Origin of the sequence: Paenibacillus lupini (assembly GCF_011761355.1) — a bacterium.
In the GTDB taxonomy this organism is placed as follows: Bacteria; Bacillota; Bacilli; order Paenibacillales; family Paenibacillaceae; genus Pristimantibacillus; species Pristimantibacillus lupini.
In genome coordinates, this window is the sequence record NZ_JAASRW010000007.1 from 238,462 (window position 1) to 258,074 (window position 19,613).

General features: G+C 46.5%; 18 protein-coding genes and 1 riboswitch. Of the genes, 10 read left to right on the top strand and 8 right to left on the bottom strand.

What is annotated here, in order from left to right:
* Positions 1–132 precede the first annotated feature (132 nt).
* Positions 133–246: riboswitch (TPP riboswitch) on the bottom strand.
* A gap of 387 nt (positions 247–633) precedes the next feature.
* Positions 634–1,728 carry a glycosyltransferase gene (locus FHS17_RS23010; protein WP_341805900.1) on the top strand — a complete coding sequence of 365 codons (1,095 nt, stop codon included), beginning with the start codon at positions 634–636 and terminating at the stop codon, positions 1,726–1,728.
* Positions 1,729–1,788: 60 nt separating this feature from the next.
* Here the strand turns inward: FHS17_RS23010 and FHS17_RS23015 are convergent, their stop codons facing one another.
* Positions 1,789–2,742 carry a GDP-mannose 4,6-dehydratase gene (locus tag FHS17_RS23015; RefSeq protein WP_167280806.1) on the bottom strand — a complete coding sequence of 318 codons (954 nt, stop codon included), beginning with the start codon at positions 2,740–2,742 and terminating at the stop codon, positions 1,789–1,791.
* On the bottom strand, positions 2,739–3,791 hold the full coding sequence (locus FHS17_RS23020) for a mannose-1-phosphate guanylyltransferase (RefSeq protein WP_167280807.1): 1,053 nt from the start codon (positions 3,789–3,791) through the stop codon (positions 2,739–2,741). Before FHS17_RS23020 ends, FHS17_RS23015 begins: the two co-directional genes overlap by 4 nt.
* Positions 3,792–4,090: 299 nt before the next feature.
* Here FHS17_RS23020 and FHS17_RS23025 point away from each other — a divergent pair, with 299 nt between their 5' ends.
* Entirely contained in the window at positions 4,091–4,678 is a 588-nt protein-coding gene (locus FHS17_RS23025) for a hypothetical protein (RefSeq protein ID WP_243865500.1), read from the top strand.
* Between the two features lie 56 nt (positions 4,679–4,734).
* Here FHS17_RS23025 and FHS17_RS23030 read toward each other — a convergent pair whose 3' ends face one another.
* From FHS17_RS23030 to FHS17_RS23040, 3 genes are read right to left on the bottom strand one after another with little or no spacing between them, the layout of a single operon-like run.
* A complete protein-coding gene (locus tag FHS17_RS23030) occupies positions 4,735–5,766 on the bottom strand; it encodes a GT-D fold domain-containing protein (protein ID WP_243865501.1) in 1,032 nt (343 codons plus the stop codon).
* Entirely contained in the window at positions 5,744–6,511 is a 768-nt protein-coding gene (locus FHS17_RS23035) for a glycosyltransferase (RefSeq protein WP_167280809.1), read from the bottom strand. The genes FHS17_RS23030 and FHS17_RS23035 overlap by 23 nt, the downstream gene beginning before the upstream one ends.
* Positions 6,480–7,586, bottom strand: coding sequence for a glycosyltransferase (locus FHS17_RS23040; protein WP_167280810.1), 1,107 nt, complete (start codon positions 7,584–7,586; stop codon positions 6,480–6,482). Before FHS17_RS23040 ends, FHS17_RS23035 begins: the two co-directional genes overlap by 32 nt.
* 235 nt (positions 7,587–7,821) lie before the next feature.
* Here FHS17_RS23040 and FHS17_RS23045 point away from each other — a divergent pair, with 235 nt between their 5' ends.
* Genes FHS17_RS23045 through FHS17_RS23055 form a run of 3 tightly spaced genes read left to right on the top strand, consistent with a single transcriptional unit; the run spans position 7,822 to position 10,808 of the window.
* On the top strand, positions 7,822–8,505 hold the full coding sequence (locus FHS17_RS23045; protein ID WP_167280811.1) for a class I SAM-dependent methyltransferase: 684 nt from the start codon (positions 7,822–7,824) through the stop codon (positions 8,503–8,505).
* A gap of 3 nt (positions 8,506–8,508) precedes the next feature.
* Positions 8,509–9,609: a glycosyltransferase family 61 protein gene (locus tag FHS17_RS23050; RefSeq protein WP_167280812.1), complete on the top strand. Its 1,101-nt coding sequence runs from the start codon at positions 8,509–8,511 to the stop codon at positions 9,607–9,609.
* A 26-nt stretch (positions 9,610–9,635) separates the two neighbouring features.
* Positions 9,636–10,808: a glycosyltransferase gene (locus FHS17_RS23055; RefSeq protein ID WP_167280813.1), complete on the top strand. Its 1,173-nt coding sequence runs from the start codon at positions 9,636–9,638 to the stop codon at positions 10,806–10,808.
* A gap of 3 nt (positions 10,809–10,811) precedes the next feature.
* Here the strand turns inward: FHS17_RS23055 and FHS17_RS23060 are convergent, their stop codons facing one another.
* Positions 10,812–12,719, bottom strand: coding sequence for a DUF4214 domain-containing protein (locus FHS17_RS23060; protein ID WP_167280814.1), 1,908 nt, complete (start codon positions 12,717–12,719; stop codon positions 10,812–10,814).
* Between the two features lie 190 nt (positions 12,720–12,909).
* On the opposite strand from FHS17_RS23060, the gene FHS17_RS23065 reads away from it, so the two are divergent.
* The 3 genes from FHS17_RS23065 (at position 12,910) to FHS17_RS23075 (ending at position 15,293) form a co-directional block, all read left to right on the top strand.
* The gene (locus tag FHS17_RS23065) at positions 12,910–13,587 is read left to right on the top strand and encodes an acetyltransferase (protein ID WP_167280815.1); all 678 of its coding nucleotides are present in this window, start codon (positions 12,910–12,912) and stop codon (positions 13,585–13,587) included.
* The gene (locus FHS17_RS23070; protein ID WP_167280816.1) at positions 13,587–14,702 is read left to right on the top strand and encodes a DegT/DnrJ/EryC1/StrS family aminotransferase; all 1,116 of its coding nucleotides are present in this window, start codon (positions 13,587–13,589) and stop codon (positions 14,700–14,702) included. The genes FHS17_RS23065 and FHS17_RS23070 overlap by 1 nt, the downstream gene beginning before the upstream one ends.
* A 396-nt stretch (positions 14,703–15,098) precedes the next feature.
* Positions 15,099–15,293 (top strand): AraC family transcriptional regulator, encoded by a 195-nt coding sequence (locus tag FHS17_RS23075; protein WP_167280817.1) that lies wholly within the window; start codon positions 15,099–15,101, stop codon positions 15,291–15,293.
* A gap of 254 nt (positions 15,294–15,547) precedes the next feature.
* Here FHS17_RS23075 and gmd read toward each other — a convergent pair whose 3' ends face one another.
* Positions 15,548–16,663 (bottom strand): GDP-mannose 4,6-dehydratase, encoded by a 1,116-nt coding sequence (gmd, locus tag FHS17_RS23080; protein ID WP_167280818.1) that lies wholly within the window; start codon positions 16,661–16,663, stop codon positions 15,548–15,550.
* A 385-nt stretch (positions 16,664–17,048) separates the two neighbouring features.
* Between gmd and FHS17_RS23085 the strand changes: the two genes are divergently transcribed.
* Both FHS17_RS23085 and FHS17_RS23090 read left to right on the top strand, forming a co-directional pair.
* A complete protein-coding gene (locus FHS17_RS23085) occupies positions 17,049–18,617 on the top strand; it encodes an FMN-binding glutamate synthase family protein (RefSeq protein WP_167280819.1) in 1,569 nt (522 codons plus the stop codon).
* A 142-nt stretch (positions 18,618–18,759) separates the two neighbouring features.
* On the top strand, positions 18,760–19,050 hold the full coding sequence (locus FHS17_RS23090) for a hypothetical protein (RefSeq protein ID WP_167280820.1): 291 nt from the start codon (positions 18,760–18,762) through the stop codon (positions 19,048–19,050).
* A gap of 7 nt (positions 19,051–19,057) precedes the next feature.
* On the opposite strand, the gene FHS17_RS23095 is transcribed toward FHS17_RS23090, so the two are convergent.
* On the bottom strand, positions 19,058–19,606 hold the full coding sequence (locus FHS17_RS23095; RefSeq protein WP_167280821.1) for a GNAT family N-acetyltransferase: 549 nt from the start codon (positions 19,604–19,606) through the stop codon (positions 19,058–19,060).
* Positions 19,607–19,613 lie beyond the last annotated feature (7 nt).

Consider the following 19,613-nt stretch of genomic DNA (forward strand, 5'->3'; position numbering starts at 1 on the left):
CTCTCTTGTTTGCTTTGACGTTTGCAATGGCCTGACCACTCTCTGAACAATAAAAAAAAGTCCCCCGAATCCGGAGGACATACATTTCGTCAGCTTTATTACAGGTTTGCTCCATTCCACTTGCAATGGAAAACAGTCCTATATGACAAATTCCTACGCTGGCATTATCCAGATCAGGTATAAGGGTCGGAATTTTCGTCGGAATTCCCTCTCAGCAAGCCTCAACCAGCTCCCCGGAGCTATTCAATTACGTCAGTAAATCTCATTATACCCCTTCTCCCCGAAAAAGCCAGCTTCGATTTAGACAAAAGCCGCTTTTACAGCTAGTAGGTTGTTGTCCTTATAACCATTAGATTGTAATGAATAGAATATAGTCGAGTGCATATCCGCTATTAGCGAGAGGATTGAACCGGGGTGAAAAGACGACATAAGTCTAATAAAAAGCTAAAACGCACGAATAAAGCGAAGCCCAGGAAACGGAAAACAAATGGTCGGTCAAAAGCAGCAAGCCGACGTTCAGCTAAGCGGCAAGCAAGCAGGAAATCTCGGCGTTCACGCCGCTCTAATCGCAAAGTCCCAGCAAAGAACCTGCCAATAACACCTGCTGTTGAACCTCCGCTCCGAGAACCTGGTGTGAATATCGTAGGGTTCATTCATGCTGAGATGGGAATCGGTGAATCCTCCCGGCTTGCAGCAAAAGCGGTGGACACAGCCTCAATTCCGTTTGGCGTCATTAATTTCCCACTAGCGGTTGCTTCAAGAATGTCCGACTACAGCTGGTCGCATAAGCTGCTGGAGAAAGCCCGCTATAATACGAATATATTCCATATGAATGCCGACTTCATGCGTCCAGCCTTTGAGCATTTTGGCGACGAATTATTCAGAAATCGATATAACATCGGCTATTGGCACTGGGAGCTTCCAGAGTTTCCGGATGAACATATGGAAGGGTTCAATCATGTCAATGAGGTATGGGTTTGCAGCAAGTTCGTTGCAACCTCAATTTCCAAACGGTCGAGTGTACCCGTCATTACGATTCCTCATTGTATCCAGGTGCAAGTAGCGCCGCATGTTAATCGTTCCACCTTTGGTCTGCCGGAGAACCGTTTCCTGTTTCTCATGATGTACGATGTACAAAGCTCAACGCTCCGTAAAAATCCCGAGGCTGTCATTGAAGCTTTTAAACTGGCCTTTGAGAAGAACGATTCGCGGGTCGGCCTTGTGCTAAAAGTAAATAACGCGGATTTCCGGCCAAACGAGCTTGTCGAGCTGAGGAAATCACTCGCGGAACGAAGCAATATGTATTTGATCGACAAAGGGTTGTCGAGGTATGAGGTCAATGCGTTGCTGCAATGCACCGACTGTTACGTCTCCCTGCATCGAGCCGAAGGCTTTGGCCTTGGCCTCGCTGAAGCTATGTATTTAGGTAAACCGGTTATTGCAACAAACTGGTCAGGAAATACGGAATTTATGAACTCCAATAATTCCTGTCCTGTCTCCTTCCAGCTCACCAATATCGGTCAGGACTGGGGACCATACAAAAGCCATCAAATCTGGGCAGAACCTAATATTCGGCATGCAGCGGATTATATGCAGCGGCTTGTTACCGATACACGCTGGCGCGAGAGCATTGCAGCAAGCGGAATGCGGACGATCCATAATGAATTTTCGCCGGCGGTTATCGGACAAAGAATTAAAAACAGGCTCAAAGAGCTGCATTTAATCTGACGCAAAACGAGGCTTAGGCCCGGTCGCGGCATTACGCCTCATACTGGGACTAAGCCTCTATTAAGCCAGTTCTGTCCGCCAATAACGCAATAAGTCCTCCAGCGACTGCTCGAAAGAAATTTCAGGCTTCCATCCGGTTTGCTTGTGAAACTTGGAGTAGTCGCCAACCAACACCTTTACATCAGATGGTCTAAGTCTGGATTTGTCTTCTTCAATCGTAATTGTCGCTGTACTATACCCAAGCAGCGTCTGCAGCACTTCACGAATCTCATGGCATTGACCAGATGCGATATTATAAATTTCTCCGGCCTCACAGTATTGAAGCGCCATACGATAGGCTCTGACCACATCTCTGACATCAGTGAAATCCCGCTGAGCATCCAAATTACCCACATAGAGAACAGGCGGCTTTAAACCCATCTCGATTTCTACAATCTGCTTAGCAAAATTAGAAGTTACGAACTGCTCCCCTCTTCTTGGTCCTGTATGGTTGAAGGTTCGAGTCCGGATAATATGCTGGCCGAAGGTTTTGTAATATTGATAGCCCAAATAGTTTTGAGCAATTTTGCTCACCGCATAAGGGCTTATGGGACGCAGCGGATTTGTCTCCTTAACCGGTACTTCATCCTCTTCTACCTGCCCGTACTCTTCACTCGAGCAGGCAATCAGCACTTTCGAGGATAAACCCAGCTTTCTAACCGCTTCCAGCAGATGAATCTGTCCTAATATATTATTGATCATCGTCTCTGCCGGAGAGTCCCAGGATACAGGTACAAAGCTTTGAGCGGCTAAATGATAGATCAAATCCGGCCGAACCTCTATCATCATCTGTTCTACCGCCTGCGGATCTCTTAACTCGCACTCATACAGGTGTATATCCGGCAGCAGATGGCGAATATGTTGCAGCGTACTATGATTCCGTATCGTACCCGCCACTTCAATCTGCTGCTCAAGCAGATGTTCTGCAAGATGACTTCCTACAAAGCCGTTTATTCCTGTAATAAGTGCTTTCATGTTTGCCGGCCTTCTTGATCCGTATCGAGGGCAGCAATGGCATTCTTAACACTTTGTTCATCTGATTTGCGGCAAATAAGCAAGCCTTCCGCTGTTGATACAATAATTAAATCCTCTACGCCAATCGTGACAATTCGCTGCTGCTCTGTATAGATAATACTGTTGCGGGTGGCGAATGGATAAATCTGACCAAGCATCAAATTTCCGTCTCCATCTGTGCTAAAGATTCGTTCCAATGATGTCCATGTGCCAACATCATCCCAAATGAATTCAATCGGAATCGTATACAAACGATCCAGCTTTTCTACCAAGGCATAATCAATAGAGAGCTTCGGCAGCTTAGAATAAGATAATCGGAATTCCTCTTCCTTAAGATCAAAGATAGACCACATCTGCGGTTGAAACTTCATCATATAGGAAGCGATTGTTGAAGGCTTCCATATAAATATACCGCTGTTCCAATACATATTTGGCAGCTCGATTAGTTTCTCTGCTTTTTCTTTCGTTGGTTTCTCAATAAAAGCTTTTACTGCTTTCACGCGTTCCCCATATTTACTGGAATATTCATCGCTTTCTATCGTTTCAATATAGCCATACCCTGTTTCCGCGCGTGTTGGGACGATGCCAAGCGTCACTACGACTCCGTCCGTCTTGGCTGCATGTTCCGCTGCCCTCAGTGCTTCCATTAATTCCTCTGTCTCTGGAATATACTGATCAGATGGAGCTGTTACTAGTACATCATCCCGCTCCAGACGTAAGAAAAAGCTGGCTGTGAGCGCAATACACGGGGCCGTATCTCGTTGATCCGGTTCTATAATAATACGATTGTCTGCAAGCTCAGGCAGCTGTTCCTTTACGATTGGCAAATAATTCTCACTTACGGCAACATAAACATCCTCTTCAGGCAAGCAGGTACGGAAGCGCGCATAGGTCTGTTGAAGCATGGTAGCCTCTTCTGAGGCTAATGTTAGAAACTGCTTCGGTTTCGTTACTGTACTTCTGGGCCAGAAGCGAGTCCCTTTTCCACCCGCCATTATGACTGCAATCATCGTTGTTCACCTCGAAACGGTAAATCTCCTTCTATTGAATATTCTCGCGTATTCAAGCCGGAGCTCCTTTCATAACCGGTGCCGGATTGGTAAGTTACATATCTATAACCTATGCTTTAATAGAGTAATCCTAATGGACGAATAGCCAAACCCTACAGAAATAAGGCATTTGACTCCGCCCAACTATTGGAATGAAAAGCAAATCTCAAAAACGGGCGTTTGTTCACGGCGTATACCGTCTTCTCTATGAATCTCTCTACATAAGATGTGGTATATCAATTGAAAGGAGAGGATTAAATATGGGAGAAACAGGTTTGACAGGTCTTACTGGTCTGACTGGTCTAACAGGTCTTACTGGCCAAACAGGCCCTACTGGCCCTACTGGCCCTACAGGTGCTACAGGTGCTACAGGTTTGACAGGTCTGACAGGTCCTGCTGGTCCAGGAGCTGCGGTTTTTGGTACTAACGGTGCAGTAGTTCCACTTGGTCCAATAGGAATTATTGGTACAGTAATTCCACCAGTGGAGGTTGTTGCAACACCAGTTACAATCACTTCAGCTGCAGCCAACAAAGTGAAAATTGACGGCGTTGTTGATGTCTTGATTTCGGGTACAATTCTTGCTATTTTGATCAACCCTACGATTACAGTTGATCTGCTTCGTGATGGTATTGTAGTAGCATCGGTTACAAGCACGACTTTCGCTACTGTAGCATTGGCAACAGCTCTTGACCTCGAGGTAGTGATTCCGATCACTTACTTCGATACACTTACAGTTGGAGCACATGAATACACGCTTGAAGTAGCAGTTAACTCGTTATCGGTCGCACTCACTGGTGTTCTTGCATCGGTTGAATACTCCTCGCTTACAGCTTCGATCGGCGTCTAACTAACCCAAACAGCCTTACCCTTGCAAAAGGGAAGGCTGTTCCTCCTACATATCTGCTATTCTGTAATCGGTGCTTCACCCTTCACGATCGCATTCGCCATATGGCCGAAATCAATCGCAACCTTCCCTGTCAGCCTAGCCAGTTCTTCAGTAATAAGCACCGCAGCAATTCCCGCAGAGACAAGGGCCATATCGAAATCATAATGCCTTGCTAGTTCAACGATTCTCGCAGCATCCCGCGCGCCATTCACAGGTGTTATCATCCCTGCAATAGCTATACCATACCCGGTAAGCACAGCGGAAAGCGGTTCTGCCATATTCCCAATGACCAGAACACGCCTGTTTCGTAAAATACGCATTAAGTATCCGGCTTGGCATAAGCCATAATTAATAAGAGAGTCGGTCCATTGTCGCTCTGCAAATGGAATACCATAAGCCCGAAAGACAGGGGAAACAAGCGGCTGATAATTCGGCATTCTTGTTCTTGGAATCCCAACAATATCTGCCCTTAAGACAGCTTCAGCCAAGCGGTCTCTAATGTCCAGATCCGGCACCTTCACACCGGCGTAATCTAGAAATTTGCCTTCACGCCTTACTGTCTCTACCGGCATAACGATCTCTTGAGCTAATGTAAGCAGCTCTCCATCCCCTAATCGAACAAGGGATAGAGGCTGCTGTTCATCGAGTGCATGGATGATCTGATCTCCAACCTGCTCCACGGTTAACAACGGAAGTGAATGTTCCCGATACATGCTTATACCAGCGGCAATGATTTGTTCCACCGTTACTTCTGGAAGCATCTGATCCGGGGGAAGCATCTGATCAATAATCGCCTCCCCGCCTGCATATCTCCCCTCTTGATAACCTTTTGCGAAGCCTGCCTGGAAATCATGGCTGGTATCCAGCTGCAATTGATCCGTCTCGACTTCCTTTACGAGATCCGGAGTAACGGGGACTGCTTCAATAGGAATCACGGGAGCCGGTAACAGAGGTACGCTTTTTTTAATTCGGCGCTTTCTTGTACGCCGTTTTTTCGGCTTCCGTAGTCTGCCTGCTATTTGCCGCTTACGAGACGTCCGTATTCGCATGATGTTCCCCCTTGATGTCCTCTCCTGCTAATTCGACAGGATCTGCTCCCCATTTGTCTATGAACAATTGCCGGTTTCGTGCCAGCAGCGTCTCGAGCACTTCCTGATCATACTGCTTAAAGGATGCGCTCCCATGATGGTAGACGAATACATCCTTAGCCATAACAACCTCATATCCAGCATGCCGGACCCGCAGGCAATAATCATCATCTTCAAAATGTCCTGGCGAGAACCGTTCATCGAGCATGCCGATCCGCTTTAACATCTCTCGGGAGAACATCATGCAAAAACCGATAATCCGGTTCACTGGTTCCCATTTCATATCCTGCTCTTTACGCAGCCCTGCAGCAAATTCGTCATATCGGCCTTCCATCTTAATCTGCTGTTTGCCGCTAGCATAATTCGTCATAGGTCCAATAATCCCGATATGAGGATCAGCTTTATACGTCCTATGCATTCTTGTCAGCCACTCTGGAGTAACAAGAACATCATTATTAAGAAGCAGCAACCATTCCCCTCGTGCCAGCCTTAACCCCCAATTACAAGCGGTTGGAAAGCCCGTATTGAGTGGCAGGGAGATGGTTATAATGTGCTGCTGCTTTAAGAATTCGAGCGTCCCATCGGTTGAACCATTATCAATAACAATAAGCTCATAATCTTCCTGCGTATGCTTCCGAATAGATTCGACTGTCCGACGGAGAAGAGAAAGTGAATTATAGGTGGGGATGATTATACTTGTCAGCACCTGTCACACGATCCCTTCTACGCAAATAATCGACATACTTCAGTCGAGGGTTCCCCTCCTGCATCGCCCAGCCAAGCGCTTCCAGATGATCGCCCATAATCAGCTTAGAGATTGGATTACTAATGCCAATATTCTCTCTCCTATGCCGATTTGCCCGGAAGACATTCACACTGCCGCCTGTACCTACACGTAGTCCCTTCTTCAAGGCAATCGCTTGAGCTTTAGGAGGAACGGCCAGATTGGCGGAGCCAATCGTCTCAATTGCTCTACGGGTCAAGGCATGAGGAACGGCTGTCATTGAGTTCATGAATAGATCATGACGATGATTTGAACGATTCAGGAAATTCTTCAGAATCGTCACCTCATCCCAATCCGAGAACTTGCCCACATAACGAGAGAGATCATTCAGGGCAACATCGACACCACGATTTGCTGCCATAACAAAGGAAACAAGCTGATCAGCTGATACCGGTATATCCGCATCTACGAAGAGTACAATATCTGCGGTTGTTACCTTTGCTCCAATTGCTCTTCCCACATCATGACCCAGCGCTTCGTTGAAATGGAGAATAATTGCCTTTTCACTTGATCTTGCCATCTGAAAGCTCGAATCCGTTGACCCGTTCACAACAACTATAATTTCGTGAAGCGGCATCCGTTCCAGCTCCTGAATAGCCGAAGCAATGGATTGCTCCTCATTCATCGCCATCACGACTGCTGCAACCTTCTTATTAGAGGGAAGCAGTACCCAATCTGGCTTCCAATCATCAGGCTTTGTTGAAAAATAACCATCTATGAAAGCTTTCATCGACGCAAGATACTTCATTCCTGAACCTATTTTTTTGGCTTCTCTCAACCACAGTTGTTGAACATGCTGCTGTAGATCTACCCCGTCTGCCAGTGGAAAGTCACGTGCAGCTCTTCTTCCAAGCGTCCAGGCTATCGTGGTGCCAGGATGCTTAGCTCCCTGAATCGACTGGGATCTCTTGGCACCCTGCCTCGATGAGCGCTTGCGCCTCGGACTGGTTACCCTTTTTGTTTTTGTTACTTTCTTGTTCCTCGCGAGGCTTCTCACAGCTTACACCTCGTTATCCATAATGTAGTCATTCTATGATTACGAGCCACTAGGTATATTACATCTACTTCTGACATTGTATGTACGGACAATAGGTTCGTAACGGCTTATGTACGGCAACCCGCTCCATAAATGTGTTTTTCAACTTGCACGTTTGTCCCTGACCTCTCTCAACATTCTCACATAAAATATTTCAATTCTTGTGCTTCTATAACGATAGATGGGGAGTTGACATATGGATTGGAAGTTTTATAGGCCTGCGTTCGTTGCGGACAAAGCACCGGAAATGCCGGCAGGGATGATGACAGAAGGTGCATGGTCGGGCCATCGCCGCTTCGCTTATGACCTTGTTCGATTTGCCAAACCTAAAGTAATGGTAGAGCTCGGAACCTTGTACGGGACCTCATTCTTCAGTTTTTGTCAGGCGATTCAAGACGGCGGATTGTCAACAGCATGTTTTGCAGTCGATACGTGGCAGGGCGATCCTCATACCGGCATGTATGGTCAAATAAATGATGGAATCTATTCTGCAATCCAGTCTTTTAAAAACAGAGAGTTCCCAAATACGGGTACACTGCTGCGCAAAACCTTCGATGAAGCGCTCCCGCTCTTCCCTAACCAAACAATCGATATCTTGCATATCGACGGCTATCATGCTTACGAGTCGGTGCTCCACGATTATACGAGTTGGCTGCCCAAGCTTGCGCCAAATGGGATTGTATTGTTCCATGATACATCAGTGAAAGTGATGAATTTTGGTGTTCATCTTTTATGGGATCAGCTCAGTGCCATTTATCCGAGCATGCGTTTTCAGCACTCGAATGGCTTAGGTGTACTTTTCCCGAAAGGCGTAACGGCGGAATTCCAGGATGTTCTAGCCCAGCAGCATAAGCTCATACTCCGTTATTCAAGAGGGTAAACAATGACATATACCATACCAACCGAGAAGAAGAAGACGATAGATTGGGTGAAGAGCCTCTCGCTGTCAGAAGACGTATATAACGACATGTATAAAGTGATTTATCCTGCACAAAGCATTACTTTACCAGCACCAAAAAGCGTGGACCAACATCGATGGGTGACAGCCTGCCACTACGATGAAGCGTTTGTCGTCTGTATTCCGGAAGGCCGTCTAATGACAAGTCATTGTTATGTGGTTACTCCAGACAACATAAGGCTCTCTGATCTGGAGCTTACGGATCCCGGTTACGAGAAGATGACTTTGCCGGAACCTGAGTATTATCGGGAAACGGTCGCTTCGTTATTTTGGGGTTGGAATTTCCCGAATCCGGTCAGTCATGGGACACATACGGTGTTCGGTCATTGGTTCTTTGATATTCTCCCGCGCATCCATCTGCTGGAGAACAGCGGTATTGCCGTTGATAAATATGTGCTCCCCAAATTGACCTATGACTTTCAATTCGAATCGTTGAAGCTCTTGGGAATTCCGCTCCGCAAGATTATTCAAGTTAATAAACCGGATTTCCACCTGACCGCGAAGAAGCTTATCGTATCTGCCGTACCTTTAATCATCGGCAAATGTCCCCCATGGGCCTCTTATTTTATCGCTGAAAAGATGAAATATAGCCGAAAGATAAACAAACAAAAAGGTTATGAACGGATTTATATTACCCGTGAGGATGCTTCAGCACGCTATGTGGTTAATGAAGAAGAAGTCCTTCGTTATTTGAAAACGAAAGGTTTCAGGAAAATAGTGCTTACTCCGATGTCCACAGAGGAAAAAATTGAAGTTTTCTCCTCCGCCAAAGTGATTGTCGCCCCCTTTGGGAGCGGCAGCATCAACGTTGCCTTTTGTGAACCAGGCGCATCCTTAATCGAGCTTTCACCCGTATCTTTTGTTGACAACTATTTCTGGAAACTATGCTGTCACGCCGGGATGGATTATTACGAGCTTATATGCAAAGTCGAACCCAAAGCTCATGTTGGTGCTGACAACATCATTGTCGATCTTGGGAAGCTGGATCATTACATGCGGCTTAATGGCATTATTGATGCCAATTGAGACCCTAAAATACAGGAGGATACAGAATGAATATCCTGATTTGGTCTAATCAATTCTCCATTGGCGGCGGAATGAGACTGCTATTCAACTTGACGGCAGCTATTGCCCGCCAGCCTGGGGTAGAACGAGTTAGACTGGTAGTCGCTCCTAATTCGCAGCTTCGTAATTATGTGGAGCTCCAAAAAATCGGTAATATTGAGATTTGCTACAATATTTTCCCTATCAACCATCCCGAGTGCAGTCACTTACTTGCAAATATGAACGTAGTTTACTTTTTCTGGCCTCATACGGAGCAATTTCAAGCCATCGACCGGCCAACGGTCTGTACCTTTCACGACACAACGATCTTTGACTTCGTACCACCCTTCATGAAAGGCGATGAGTTATCGTTTCACTGGAGACTGTCTAAGAAATGGATTGATCATACTTCATCGGTTGTCGTATCGTCGGAGCATGTCAAAAACAGGTTGATTGCACATTTCGGCAATCGTTCTGAGCTTGCTTATGTGATTCCGCATGCGATAACCCCAATCGCTAACACGTATAGTCGGAGGGTCTCTCCAGAACTTGCTTCGAGAATTCCTTCCGACTATATCATCTATCCGTCGAACACTTCACCGCATAAAAACCACAATAATCTATTAATGGGATTCGCCAAGTCAAAGGCCAAAAGAAAATACCCGTTAGTCTTAACCGGGTACTTGACAGACAAAATGCGTATTCCATTCCCTGACAGCACTTCAGAAGTGAACTGGATCCCTACGCTTGTATCTACAATGAAACGGACAGGGCTTAGGCTGGACCGGCAAGTGTATCCTCTAGGTTTTGTTGGTGATCACGACATCCCGGCATTGATTAAAAATGCAAAAGCACTTATTATGCCAAGTCTTTCAGAAGGCGGAGGAAGCTATCCGGTTGAAGAGGCATTACGTCTAGGCACGCCAGTGCTATGCTCGGATATTCCCGTCATGCGGGAGCATCTGTCCAGACACAGCGCCAAGATCGCTTGGTTCGATCCGCATAACCCGGATTCCATTGCTGATGCCCTCGACCGTTTGTTTGATGACTATGACAGCTATAAATTTTCCGCCCTCCATGGGGTCCATGATGCTACACAAACCTGGGACGATATCGCCAAACAATATATCGAAGTATTCCGTATCACCTTCTGGCGCTACTACGGTAAGATTTTGTACTAATCGTTAGCTGATACGTCCAATAATAGCTGCGTAATCAGCAGCAACATCCGCCCAGCTCCTTTGCAGAAGACCGCCGGAAGCGGCCTTCTGCTGAGGAACAACCGACTTCCCTTCCATATATAATCTGGCGATTGCACCAGACATCTCGATCGGATTCAGCGGATCAAACGTTGCAAAGCTGCTCATATCCGGAATAACCTCTTGAACGACTGACAGCCTTCCGAAGGAGACTGGCGTATCCATGAGCAGTGATTCTACGATCGGGAACGGACAGCTGCCTTCGAACAAGGTTGGAACAATGACACCATTTGCATATTTGTACAAAGACGGTAAATCCGCTGATGGGATACGTCCCATAAAGATGATGGATGACCGTGTTTGAGCATCTCCAATAACGTTAAGTGCAGCCGTTATTTCCTGCTGCCTAGGACGATTGTTCAAATCATCGGTAAATACAAGCTTTAATCCGGATGCTCTGCCAAGATCAGTCAGACGGAACCGGTGGAAGGCATCGATTAAGCGCTCATGATTTTTATGAAGGCGAATAACCGAAGGAAAGGTAAGATACGGGCCAAACAGATTATATTTGGATCTGAATTCGAGTTCCGTCCTGCTTCCGAAGGACGTATATTCCTCATGAGGTGCAGCAAAACGGACCACTTCCGTCTGATGAACGGGAAGGCTGAGGAACGACAGTCCTTCATGATTGCGGATATATTCAGAATCAAATACAACAATTGCTGCATTCTTCGTAATCTTTTCGGCTAAGGAATGGATGTATTGATAATGGTCCATATCTTTCGCATACAGATTCGGGAAATGCAAGTACACCAGATCATGCAGACAAACGATATAAGGCCTTTGCAAATATTGGGCTAGCCCCATTCCGACATACGGTACGATCCACACATCAGCAGGAACAGTCTGATTAATAGTCTCCATACTATCCGAATGGTAAAGGCGAATACGATCGGAATATACTGCTCTCAAGCCAGAGAAGATCGTTTCTGTCTCCCGATAATTGGCTTCCGTTGTTGCGACATGCAGTGTATAGCTATTCTCCAGCGCTAAAAGCCCTTCAGTCAATCGTACAATAAATCGGCCAATTCCTTCGCCATCCATGGCGATTTGTGATCCGAAGCATAGGAAGATACCGATATTCTTATTGCCATTTTTTCCTCCTGCAGCAGTCCTTGGCATTGGCATGTTTGCTGCTCTCAGTAAGCTTTGTACTTCCTCCGTTACCAATAATCTTGCGAGTAATCCGTGTCTTGGCATACCTTGATTAACGGCCATGAGCTCATAATTTACTCGTGCTGCATCCGGCTCCCGATATAGCAGCTGCGCATAAATACCATGAATGTAATCAAGTGTATGAGCTGGGTACAAAGATTGAATGATAAAGGCCGCAGTATTCCGATCTCCGGAAGGCTGCCTCATAAAGATTTGTTCTGCTTCGCTGCTTTGAACCAAGGAAGCTGCCATGGATACTCTTGGCATGCCGGATTCAAGCCTCTGTTTATGATCATAAAAACCATTGGCATCCGGTTCACGCTGTAAGATCTGACGATACATCTCCCAGATGAAGTCTTCGTTATCCAGTCTGAATATAAAATGGAACCACTCGATAATACGGCTTCCTTCCAGCAGACTTCCCCGTACTCTCGTGTTATTTGCTCGTAACCGCGCTATATCTTCCGCCGGTATAGTGACGACATGAGGATCTGGTGTCTGGGCTTCTAAGGCCGCTCCCGACTTTTTCTTCCTTCTGCCTGTTTTCTTGCCGCGTAGTCGTCTTTTCCCTTTTCTTCTGGACAGCTTTTTGGGCTTTCCACTTTTCCGTCGTTTACTTCGTGCCAGTCGGCTTCGTGTGCTGCGTTTTAACGATTTCCGTTTCTTTTTGCGCTTCATTGGCCTGGCCTCCCATCACTCTACTTCTTTAGATAGAGTATTGTCACGGTTAGAAAAAGAAACGGCATCAGCCCTAGCCCTCTAGGGATTTCAACCATATTTGCTGAATTAGACGCCTGTCTAGCCGGAATTGAGGCATTTTCATACCGTTTGAATATGATGTGAGTAGTGCGTAAAGGAGTCGATTGTTTTGTTTCACCATGCCTTGCCGAACAAAACTGTAATTATTGGTGCAGGCGGACACGCCAAAGTCATTGTAGATATCCTGCGCAGTGATCCCCATGTTGAATTGATTGGATGCATCGGCCGTGATCCTCATGCCAAAGTCCTTGGCTTGCCTGTCATTGGTGGTGACGATATTCTCCCGGAACTGCTTGAACAAGGAATTCACCATGCTTTTGTTGCGATTGGGGACAATGCCAAACGACATGCCCTTTCACTGCATCTAGAGAACCTCGGATTTGAGCTTATTAACGCCATAAGCCCGCGTGCTTATTTGGCTTCCCATGTCACGCTTGGCAAAGGGGTCGCTGTCATGCCAGGCAGTGTTATCGAGCCGGATACCCGGATTGGCTCTTATACCATCATTAATACGGGAGCGACCGTCGATCATGATGGCAATATCGGCATAGCCTGCCATATCGCACCTGGCTGTCATCTGTCAGGAAACGTCACCGTCGGCGACGAATCATTTCTTGGCACAGGAGTTTCTGTTATTGACGGCATGCACATTGGTGAAGGTTGTATGATCGGGGCTGGAGCAACGGTCATTCGTCCGATTCCATCCTATTCACTGGCCGTAGGAGTGCCGGCAACTGTCAAACGGACTTTACTTATTGAAAAGGAACGTGGAGGGAGGCATAATTGATGGACAACAAGTTTTATCCTGTTGCCGTTCCCGTGTTTAACGGAAATGAGAAAAAATATGTGATGGATTGTATCGATTCTACTTGGATTTCTTCAGCCGGAAAATATATTAATGCGTTCGAAGAAAATTTCGCCGCCTATTGCGGTACCAAATATGCCATTTCCTGCAGTAACGGAACAACCGCACTTCATCTTGCGCTGCTGGCGTTTGGTGTTGGACCAGGTGATGAAGTGATTGTTCCAACCGTCACCTTCATCGCTACCGCTAATGCGGTTGTATACTGCGGGGCAACACCTGTCTTCATCGATTGCGAGCCGGAGACCTGGAACCTGGATCCGGAGAAGCTGGAAGGTCTCATTACGCCGCGCACGAAAGGAATAATTCCCGTTCATCTCTATGGTCACCCAGCCGATATGGATGTGGTCACAAGCATCGCTCGCAAGCATGGCTTGTTTGTTCTGGAGGATGCCGCTGAGGCACTTGGTGCAGAGTATAAAGGGAAACGAACCGGCTCACTTGGAGATATCGCGACCTTCAGCCTCTTCGGCAACAAAATCATTACAACCGGAGAAGGCGGCATGATTACGACAGACGATGAACAACTGGCAAACAAGATGCGCACTCTACGCGGCCAAGGTATTGATCCAGTTCGTAAATATTGGTTCCCGGTGGTAGGTTACAACTACCGTCTGACGAATCTGCAGGCAGCTGTTGGCTGCGCTCAACTGGAGATGGTAGATTGGCATGTCGGCGAACGTAAGAGAGTCGCTGCACTCTACCACAAGTATCTGAAGGATGAACCATCCATCACATTGCCCGTTGAGAAGCTATGGGCGAAGAACGTTTATTGGATGTTCAGTGTTCTCCTTAATGATGCCGACGAAGAACGGCGCAATGAAGTAATGGCGCAGCTCAAGGACGACGGCATTGAGACTCGGCCATTCTTTTACCCGATGCATGTTCTTCCCCCTTATCTTGGCATGCAGCCGCATGAGCAGTTCCCTGTCGCGAATCGCATCGCTGCACAAGGCTTTAACGTTCCGACCTACGGAGGACTGACAGAGCAGGATATCGAGCATATTTGTGATCGGATTAAAGCGCGGGTACGCGGTTAGTTATAGATGAAAATGAAGAAAGCCCATTTCCTGTCCATGAGGTCAGGAGATGGGCTTTTTGGGGTTTAGAAAAAATAGCAACTCTTCTAGTCTTGTAGTGAGATGGATAGTTGCTACTCTAGCATATTTAGTGAAGTATTGGCGGGAAAGCTCACTATTAGTGAGGCTTTTCGCCGTATAATTCGTTATTGGAGCTGCAAATTAATGAATAGTGTACTCACAAACCCTCCTCATCAAACTATCCACAATCCCCTTCCTTGCCCAAGTCCCACTCCCTCCTGCCATTACAGCGCATAAGTAAACTCCTGTTCGCCGAATGGCATTTGTTATTTAATAATGATAATCATTATCACATACCAAATTATAGAGAAAGTTCATCTATTCGGCAAGAGGGAAGTGAAAAATAGTCGTATCGAACGATGGGATGAAACCACTGCTAGACAAGCGTCATTAACGAACAGCGGTCTCTGGAAATCAATTCCGGCTGTAAAAGAAAATCATGTATACACGCTGGACAGCAAATTCAACTATGATGATCCCATTACACTGGACCGTTTGCTTGATGAAATTGTCACCATAATGAAACGTTAATAAATAAAGCCCATTTCTTTTCCCTTTAAGGGAGAGGAAATGGGCTTTTCAACTTAATTGGATTCATCGGCGAAAAAGCTCACTATTAGTGAGGTTTTTCGCTGAATAATTTGTTTTTGGAGCAGCAAATTAGTAAATAGTGAGGTTTTACGCCTTCTGGATACATTTGTCCTCATTAATTAGTGAGGCTCCTTCATTAAACCCGCAAGTTTACATGAAAAAAGCTGCCTCTGCGAGACAGCCTCATCCACCAGCTATTCCATATCCAAACTTACATCATAACCCAGCTTGCGCAAGTCGACTACGCGGTGAGCTTCCGCAAGGTCACCGGCAACCATCTCGCCAACGAGATCCTGCAGACTGCTGACCGGCTGCCAACCCAGCTTGGTATTCGCTTTGGTTGGATCACCAATTAACAGCTCCACCTCAGACGGCCTGTAAAAACGCGGGTCCACTTGTACAACCTTCGTTCCTTCAGCAAGCTGAAATGTCGGATTGCTGCAGGATACAACGTAGCCGTATTCTTCCGCTCCTTGCCCTGCAAAAGCGACCTCTATTCCCGCTTCAGCAAAAGCAAGCCGTACGAACTCACGGACTTCCGTCGTTTGTCCGGTTGCGATCACATAATCCTCTGGCTCATCCTGCTGAAGAATCCTCCACATCGCGTCTACATAATCACGCGCATGACCCCAGTCGCGTTTCGCCGACAGGTTGCCAAGTGCTAACGTATCCTGTAAACCGTAAGCAATCCGGGCAACGGCACGGGTTATTTTCCGCGTCACGAAAGTCTCACCACGAACCGGGCTCTCATGATTAAACAGGATGCCGTTGCAGGCATACATGCCGTATGCTTCCCGGTAGTTCACGGTGATCCAATAGCCGTACAGCTTAGCTACCGCATAAGGGCTCCGTGGGTAAAACGGTGTTGTCTCACTTTGCGGCACGGCTTGCACCAAGCCATAAAGCTCTGAAGTCGAAGCCTGATAAATCTTTGTCTTCTCGGTTAACCCAAGAATACGAATGGCTTCCAACAGCCTTAGCGTCCCGATACCGTCAGCATTGGCCGTATATTCCGGCGAATCAAAGCTGACATGCACATGGCTCATAGCTGCCAGATTATAAATCTCGTCCGGCTGAATAAGCTGGACTAAACGCACCAAGTTTGTGGAATCCGTCAAGTCGCCGTAATGAAGCACAAGCTTGCGCCCCTTTTGATTCGCTTCATCGGCTATACGGTCGATCCGTCCGGTATTGGCAAGCGAGCTCCGACGTCTAAGTCCATGTACGGTGTACCCTTTTGCAAGCAGAAGCTCTGCCAGATACATGCCGTCCTGCCCGGTAATCCCTGTAATGAAGGCGACCTTATTCATGGTTCCCTCCGTCATGTCATATTGAGCAGGTCAGTACCCTGCTATCTCCAATATGTTATGACAGGACAAACATCCTCGGCATCGGACAAAGAACCATTTTCATCCAAAATGAAAGACCGCACTTAATATAAGTACTATTGCCAGCACCACATACAAGATCAGGGATATAAGCATAGTCGTCCGTCTATTCATAGCATCGTCCCCTTTAGCATCATCTACGCTTTCATTATATGCGGGCGGGACATTAGCTGAGATTGTACGGCTGTTATTTTTTGTACGTGTTTAAAAGGAGGAATAGCTGCCCGGAAGCATCCACCTCCTCCGCTGTGATATAATGGTAAGCATTCACGTTTATTTTTCTCCAGATCGGGAGGGTTTACTGTTTATGGTTCTTACTATTCTGTTTGTACTGCTCGCCATTATCGTGCTGCCTCCGGTTATCTTCTTCAGCTACATGTATGCTTTATCGAAGAAACCGAAGCATTCCATCATCCGTTCGCACCCGTTCCTTGGCTGGCTTCGCTATTTGCTTGAGAAGCTTGGACCCGAGTTCCGCCAATATTGGTTCGATAACGATACAGAAGGGAAACCGTTCTCGAGAGCGGATTTTGTTGGTGTTGTGTATGCGGCGAAATACCGGACAGATCTGATATCCTTTGGTGGCCGGCGAGATTATGAGAAGCCTGGTTTTTATCTATCCAATGCGATGTTTCCTAAATTAACGAGTGAGCTGAAGATCGACAATGAAATACTTCGGCCGGGCAAAAAATATGTGATTATCGATGAAGGTTTATTTACGCGGCAAGAAAAATTTGTTAGTGAAGATGTGAAGCCTTGGCTTCTTCATGATGAGGATGCCCTGATTGTCGGAGATAACCGTGAGCAGCCTTGGAAGCTGAAGGGATTGTTTGGTGCTTCAGCAACCTCCTTCGGTGCCGTTGGCGAGAATTACATCCAATCAACCGGAAGTGGTGCATTCATGGCAAGCGGCTCCTGGATTAATACGGGAGAAGGCGGTGTTACGGATGTGCATCTGTCTACAGGCGTTGATGTTGTATCCCAGATCGGACCTGGCCTCTATGGCTTCCGTGATGAAGTTGGTAAATTTTCGATTGAAGCATTTAAACGGAAGGCCAGTCACTCGAACATTAAAGCGTTTGAGTTAAAATTCCATCAAGGTGCAAAAATACGCGGCGGTCATCTCGAAGGCTCCAAGGTGAATGAAAAAGTCGCTGCAGCCCGTCTCGTTCCCGTCGGCAAAACGGTAAATTCTCCGAACCGCTTCGAATTTCTTACGCGGCCGGAGGAAGCACTGGAATTTATCCATATGCTGCAGCTGGAAGGCGGCAAGCCGATTGGCGTGAAAATTGTTGTTGGCGACCCGAAGCGGCTTGAGCCATTCTTCCAAGCGATGATTGACATGAACATCTACCCTGACTTTATTACTGTGGATGGTTCAGAAGGCGGGTCTGGCGCGACCTTTAAAGCGATGGCAGATGGTATGGGACTTCCGTTGTTCGCTGCCTTACTTATACTGGATGACATGGCACGTAAATTCGGTATTCGTGACCGGTTTAAGATCTTCGCTTCCGGCAAGCTGATTACGCCAGATAAAGTCGCAATTGCTCTAGCCCTTGGCGCAGATGCAGTCAACTCAGCACGCGGCTTTATGATGGCAAATGGCTGTATAATGGCTCTTCAATGCCACACCGGCAAATGCCCGGCTGGTGTTACGACTACCGATGACAAGTATCAGGAAGCACTCGCTCCGGAGGAAAAACAATGGCGTGTCATGAACTACATTCTCCAGATGCGTGAAGGCCTCTTCTCCCTCGCAGCAGCATGCGGCCTGAATAGTCCGCGTGAATTCCGGCGAGAGCATGTTGTCTTTATGACCGACAACGGGCATACGGATCGCGTTGTAGATATGTACCCCTATCCGGAAACGGTATAACAGGAAACCCGCTAGACACTAGGTGTTTAGCGGGTTTTGCTTTTCTTGTGCTTTTTCTGTTAAGCAAACGCAGGAATGAGCAAACCTATCTCGAATACCTAAAATGGATATATTAGGAATTAGAGAAACAGGAGTGATTCAATTGAAAAATCTAGGAACGAAACTATTTATTACAGGGATCTTCGTTATTGTTCTAAGTGGACTTGAGAAGATTCTTATTTACTTGGCAACTCCGGACTTCCATGACAATCTCACCTTAAAGAGCATGACTCCGAGTATAATTTGGAATGTAACACGAAATACATTTGTATTTGGTATTGTCATTCTTATCATTGGGGTTCTCTTACTCGTTTATAAAAATGGCGGCTTCCTTCAAAAACAAATCGAAACGATAAAAACGAAAAATAAAGAATTTGAGGACAAACACTTTTAATGCTTGTTCATTTCATTAGCTTGTAATAACGATACGACTCGCCTTCCAACTCGATGCTATTCTCAAACGTAAAACCGCATTTTTCGATCACACGAATAGACGGTGTATTGTGTTCAAGAGCGAGGGCAATCAGGCTATCGATGTTTGTGTGCAGAAAGAGGTATTGAACCATGCCTTTCACTGCTTGCGTTGTATAGCCCTTGTTCCGATGCCCGCTTGATATCGCGTACATTACTTCCCGCTCCGGTACAGGTAATTCGTCTTTCATCCCTGTACAGCACCAGCCGATGAAATCTCCGCTAGACTTTTCAATAATTGCAAGTCTTAAACGCAGGTCCCCTATCTCCCCGCCATCTACTATGGCCTTGATAAAGCTCCGGTTCTCTTCCAGCTCATAGCGGATAAACCACTCTTCCCTCTGTTCCCTGGATTCATTCCATCCTGGCAGAAATTCATAGATTTCTGGCTGCCAGGTTAACGCGTGCAAGCTCTCTAGATCTTGCGAAGCATACTCTCTTAAATAAACCTCATTACAGTCGATATAAATCAGGCTCATTTTCTTT

What these genes read in the sequence shown, in the direction of transcription:
- FHS17_RS23015 (WP_167280806.1), bottom strand. Translation starts at nt 2,742, where the DNA reads ATGAAAGCACTTATTACAGGAATAAACGGCTTTGTAGGAAGTCATCTT.
- FHS17_RS23020 (WP_167280807.1), bottom strand. Translation starts at nt 3,791, where the DNA reads ATGATTGCAGTCATAATGGCGGGTGGAAAAGGGACTCGCTTCTGGCCC.
- FHS17_RS23025 (WP_243865500.1), top strand. Translation starts at nt 4,091, where the DNA reads ATGGGAGAAACAGGTTTGACAGGTCTTACTGGTCTGACTGGTCTAACA.
- FHS17_RS23030 (WP_243865501.1), bottom strand. Translation starts at nt 5,766, where the DNA reads ATGCGAATACGGACGTCTCGTAAGCGGCAAATAGCAGGCAGACTACGG.
- FHS17_RS23045 (WP_167280811.1), top strand. Translation starts at nt 7,822, where the DNA reads ATGGATTGGAAGTTTTATAGGCCTGCGTTCGTTGCGGACAAAGCACCG.
- FHS17_RS23050 (WP_167280812.1), top strand. Translation starts at nt 8,509, where the DNA reads ATGACATATACCATACCAACCGAGAAGAAGAAGACGATAGATTGGGTG.
- FHS17_RS23055 (WP_167280813.1), top strand. Translation starts at nt 9,636, where the DNA reads ATGAATATCCTGATTTGGTCTAATCAATTCTCCATTGGCGGCGGAATG.
- FHS17_RS23060 (WP_167280814.1), bottom strand. Translation starts at nt 12,719, where the DNA reads ATGAAGCGCAAAAAGAAACGGAAATCGTTAAAACGCAGCACACGAAGC.
- FHS17_RS23070 (WP_167280816.1), top strand. Translation starts at nt 13,587, where the DNA reads ATGGACAACAAGTTTTATCCTGTTGCCGTTCCCGTGTTTAACGGAAAT.
- gmd (WP_167280818.1), bottom strand. Translation starts at nt 16,663, where the DNA reads ATGAATAAGGTCGCCTTCATTACAGGGATTACCGGGCAGGACGGCATG.
- FHS17_RS23085 (WP_167280819.1), top strand. Translation starts at nt 17,049, where the DNA reads ATGGTTCTTACTATTCTGTTTGTACTGCTCGCCATTATCGTGCTGCCT.
- FHS17_RS23095 (WP_167280821.1), bottom strand. Translation starts at nt 19,606, where the DNA reads ATGAGCCTGATTTATATCGACTGTAATGAGGTTTATTTAAGAGAGTAT.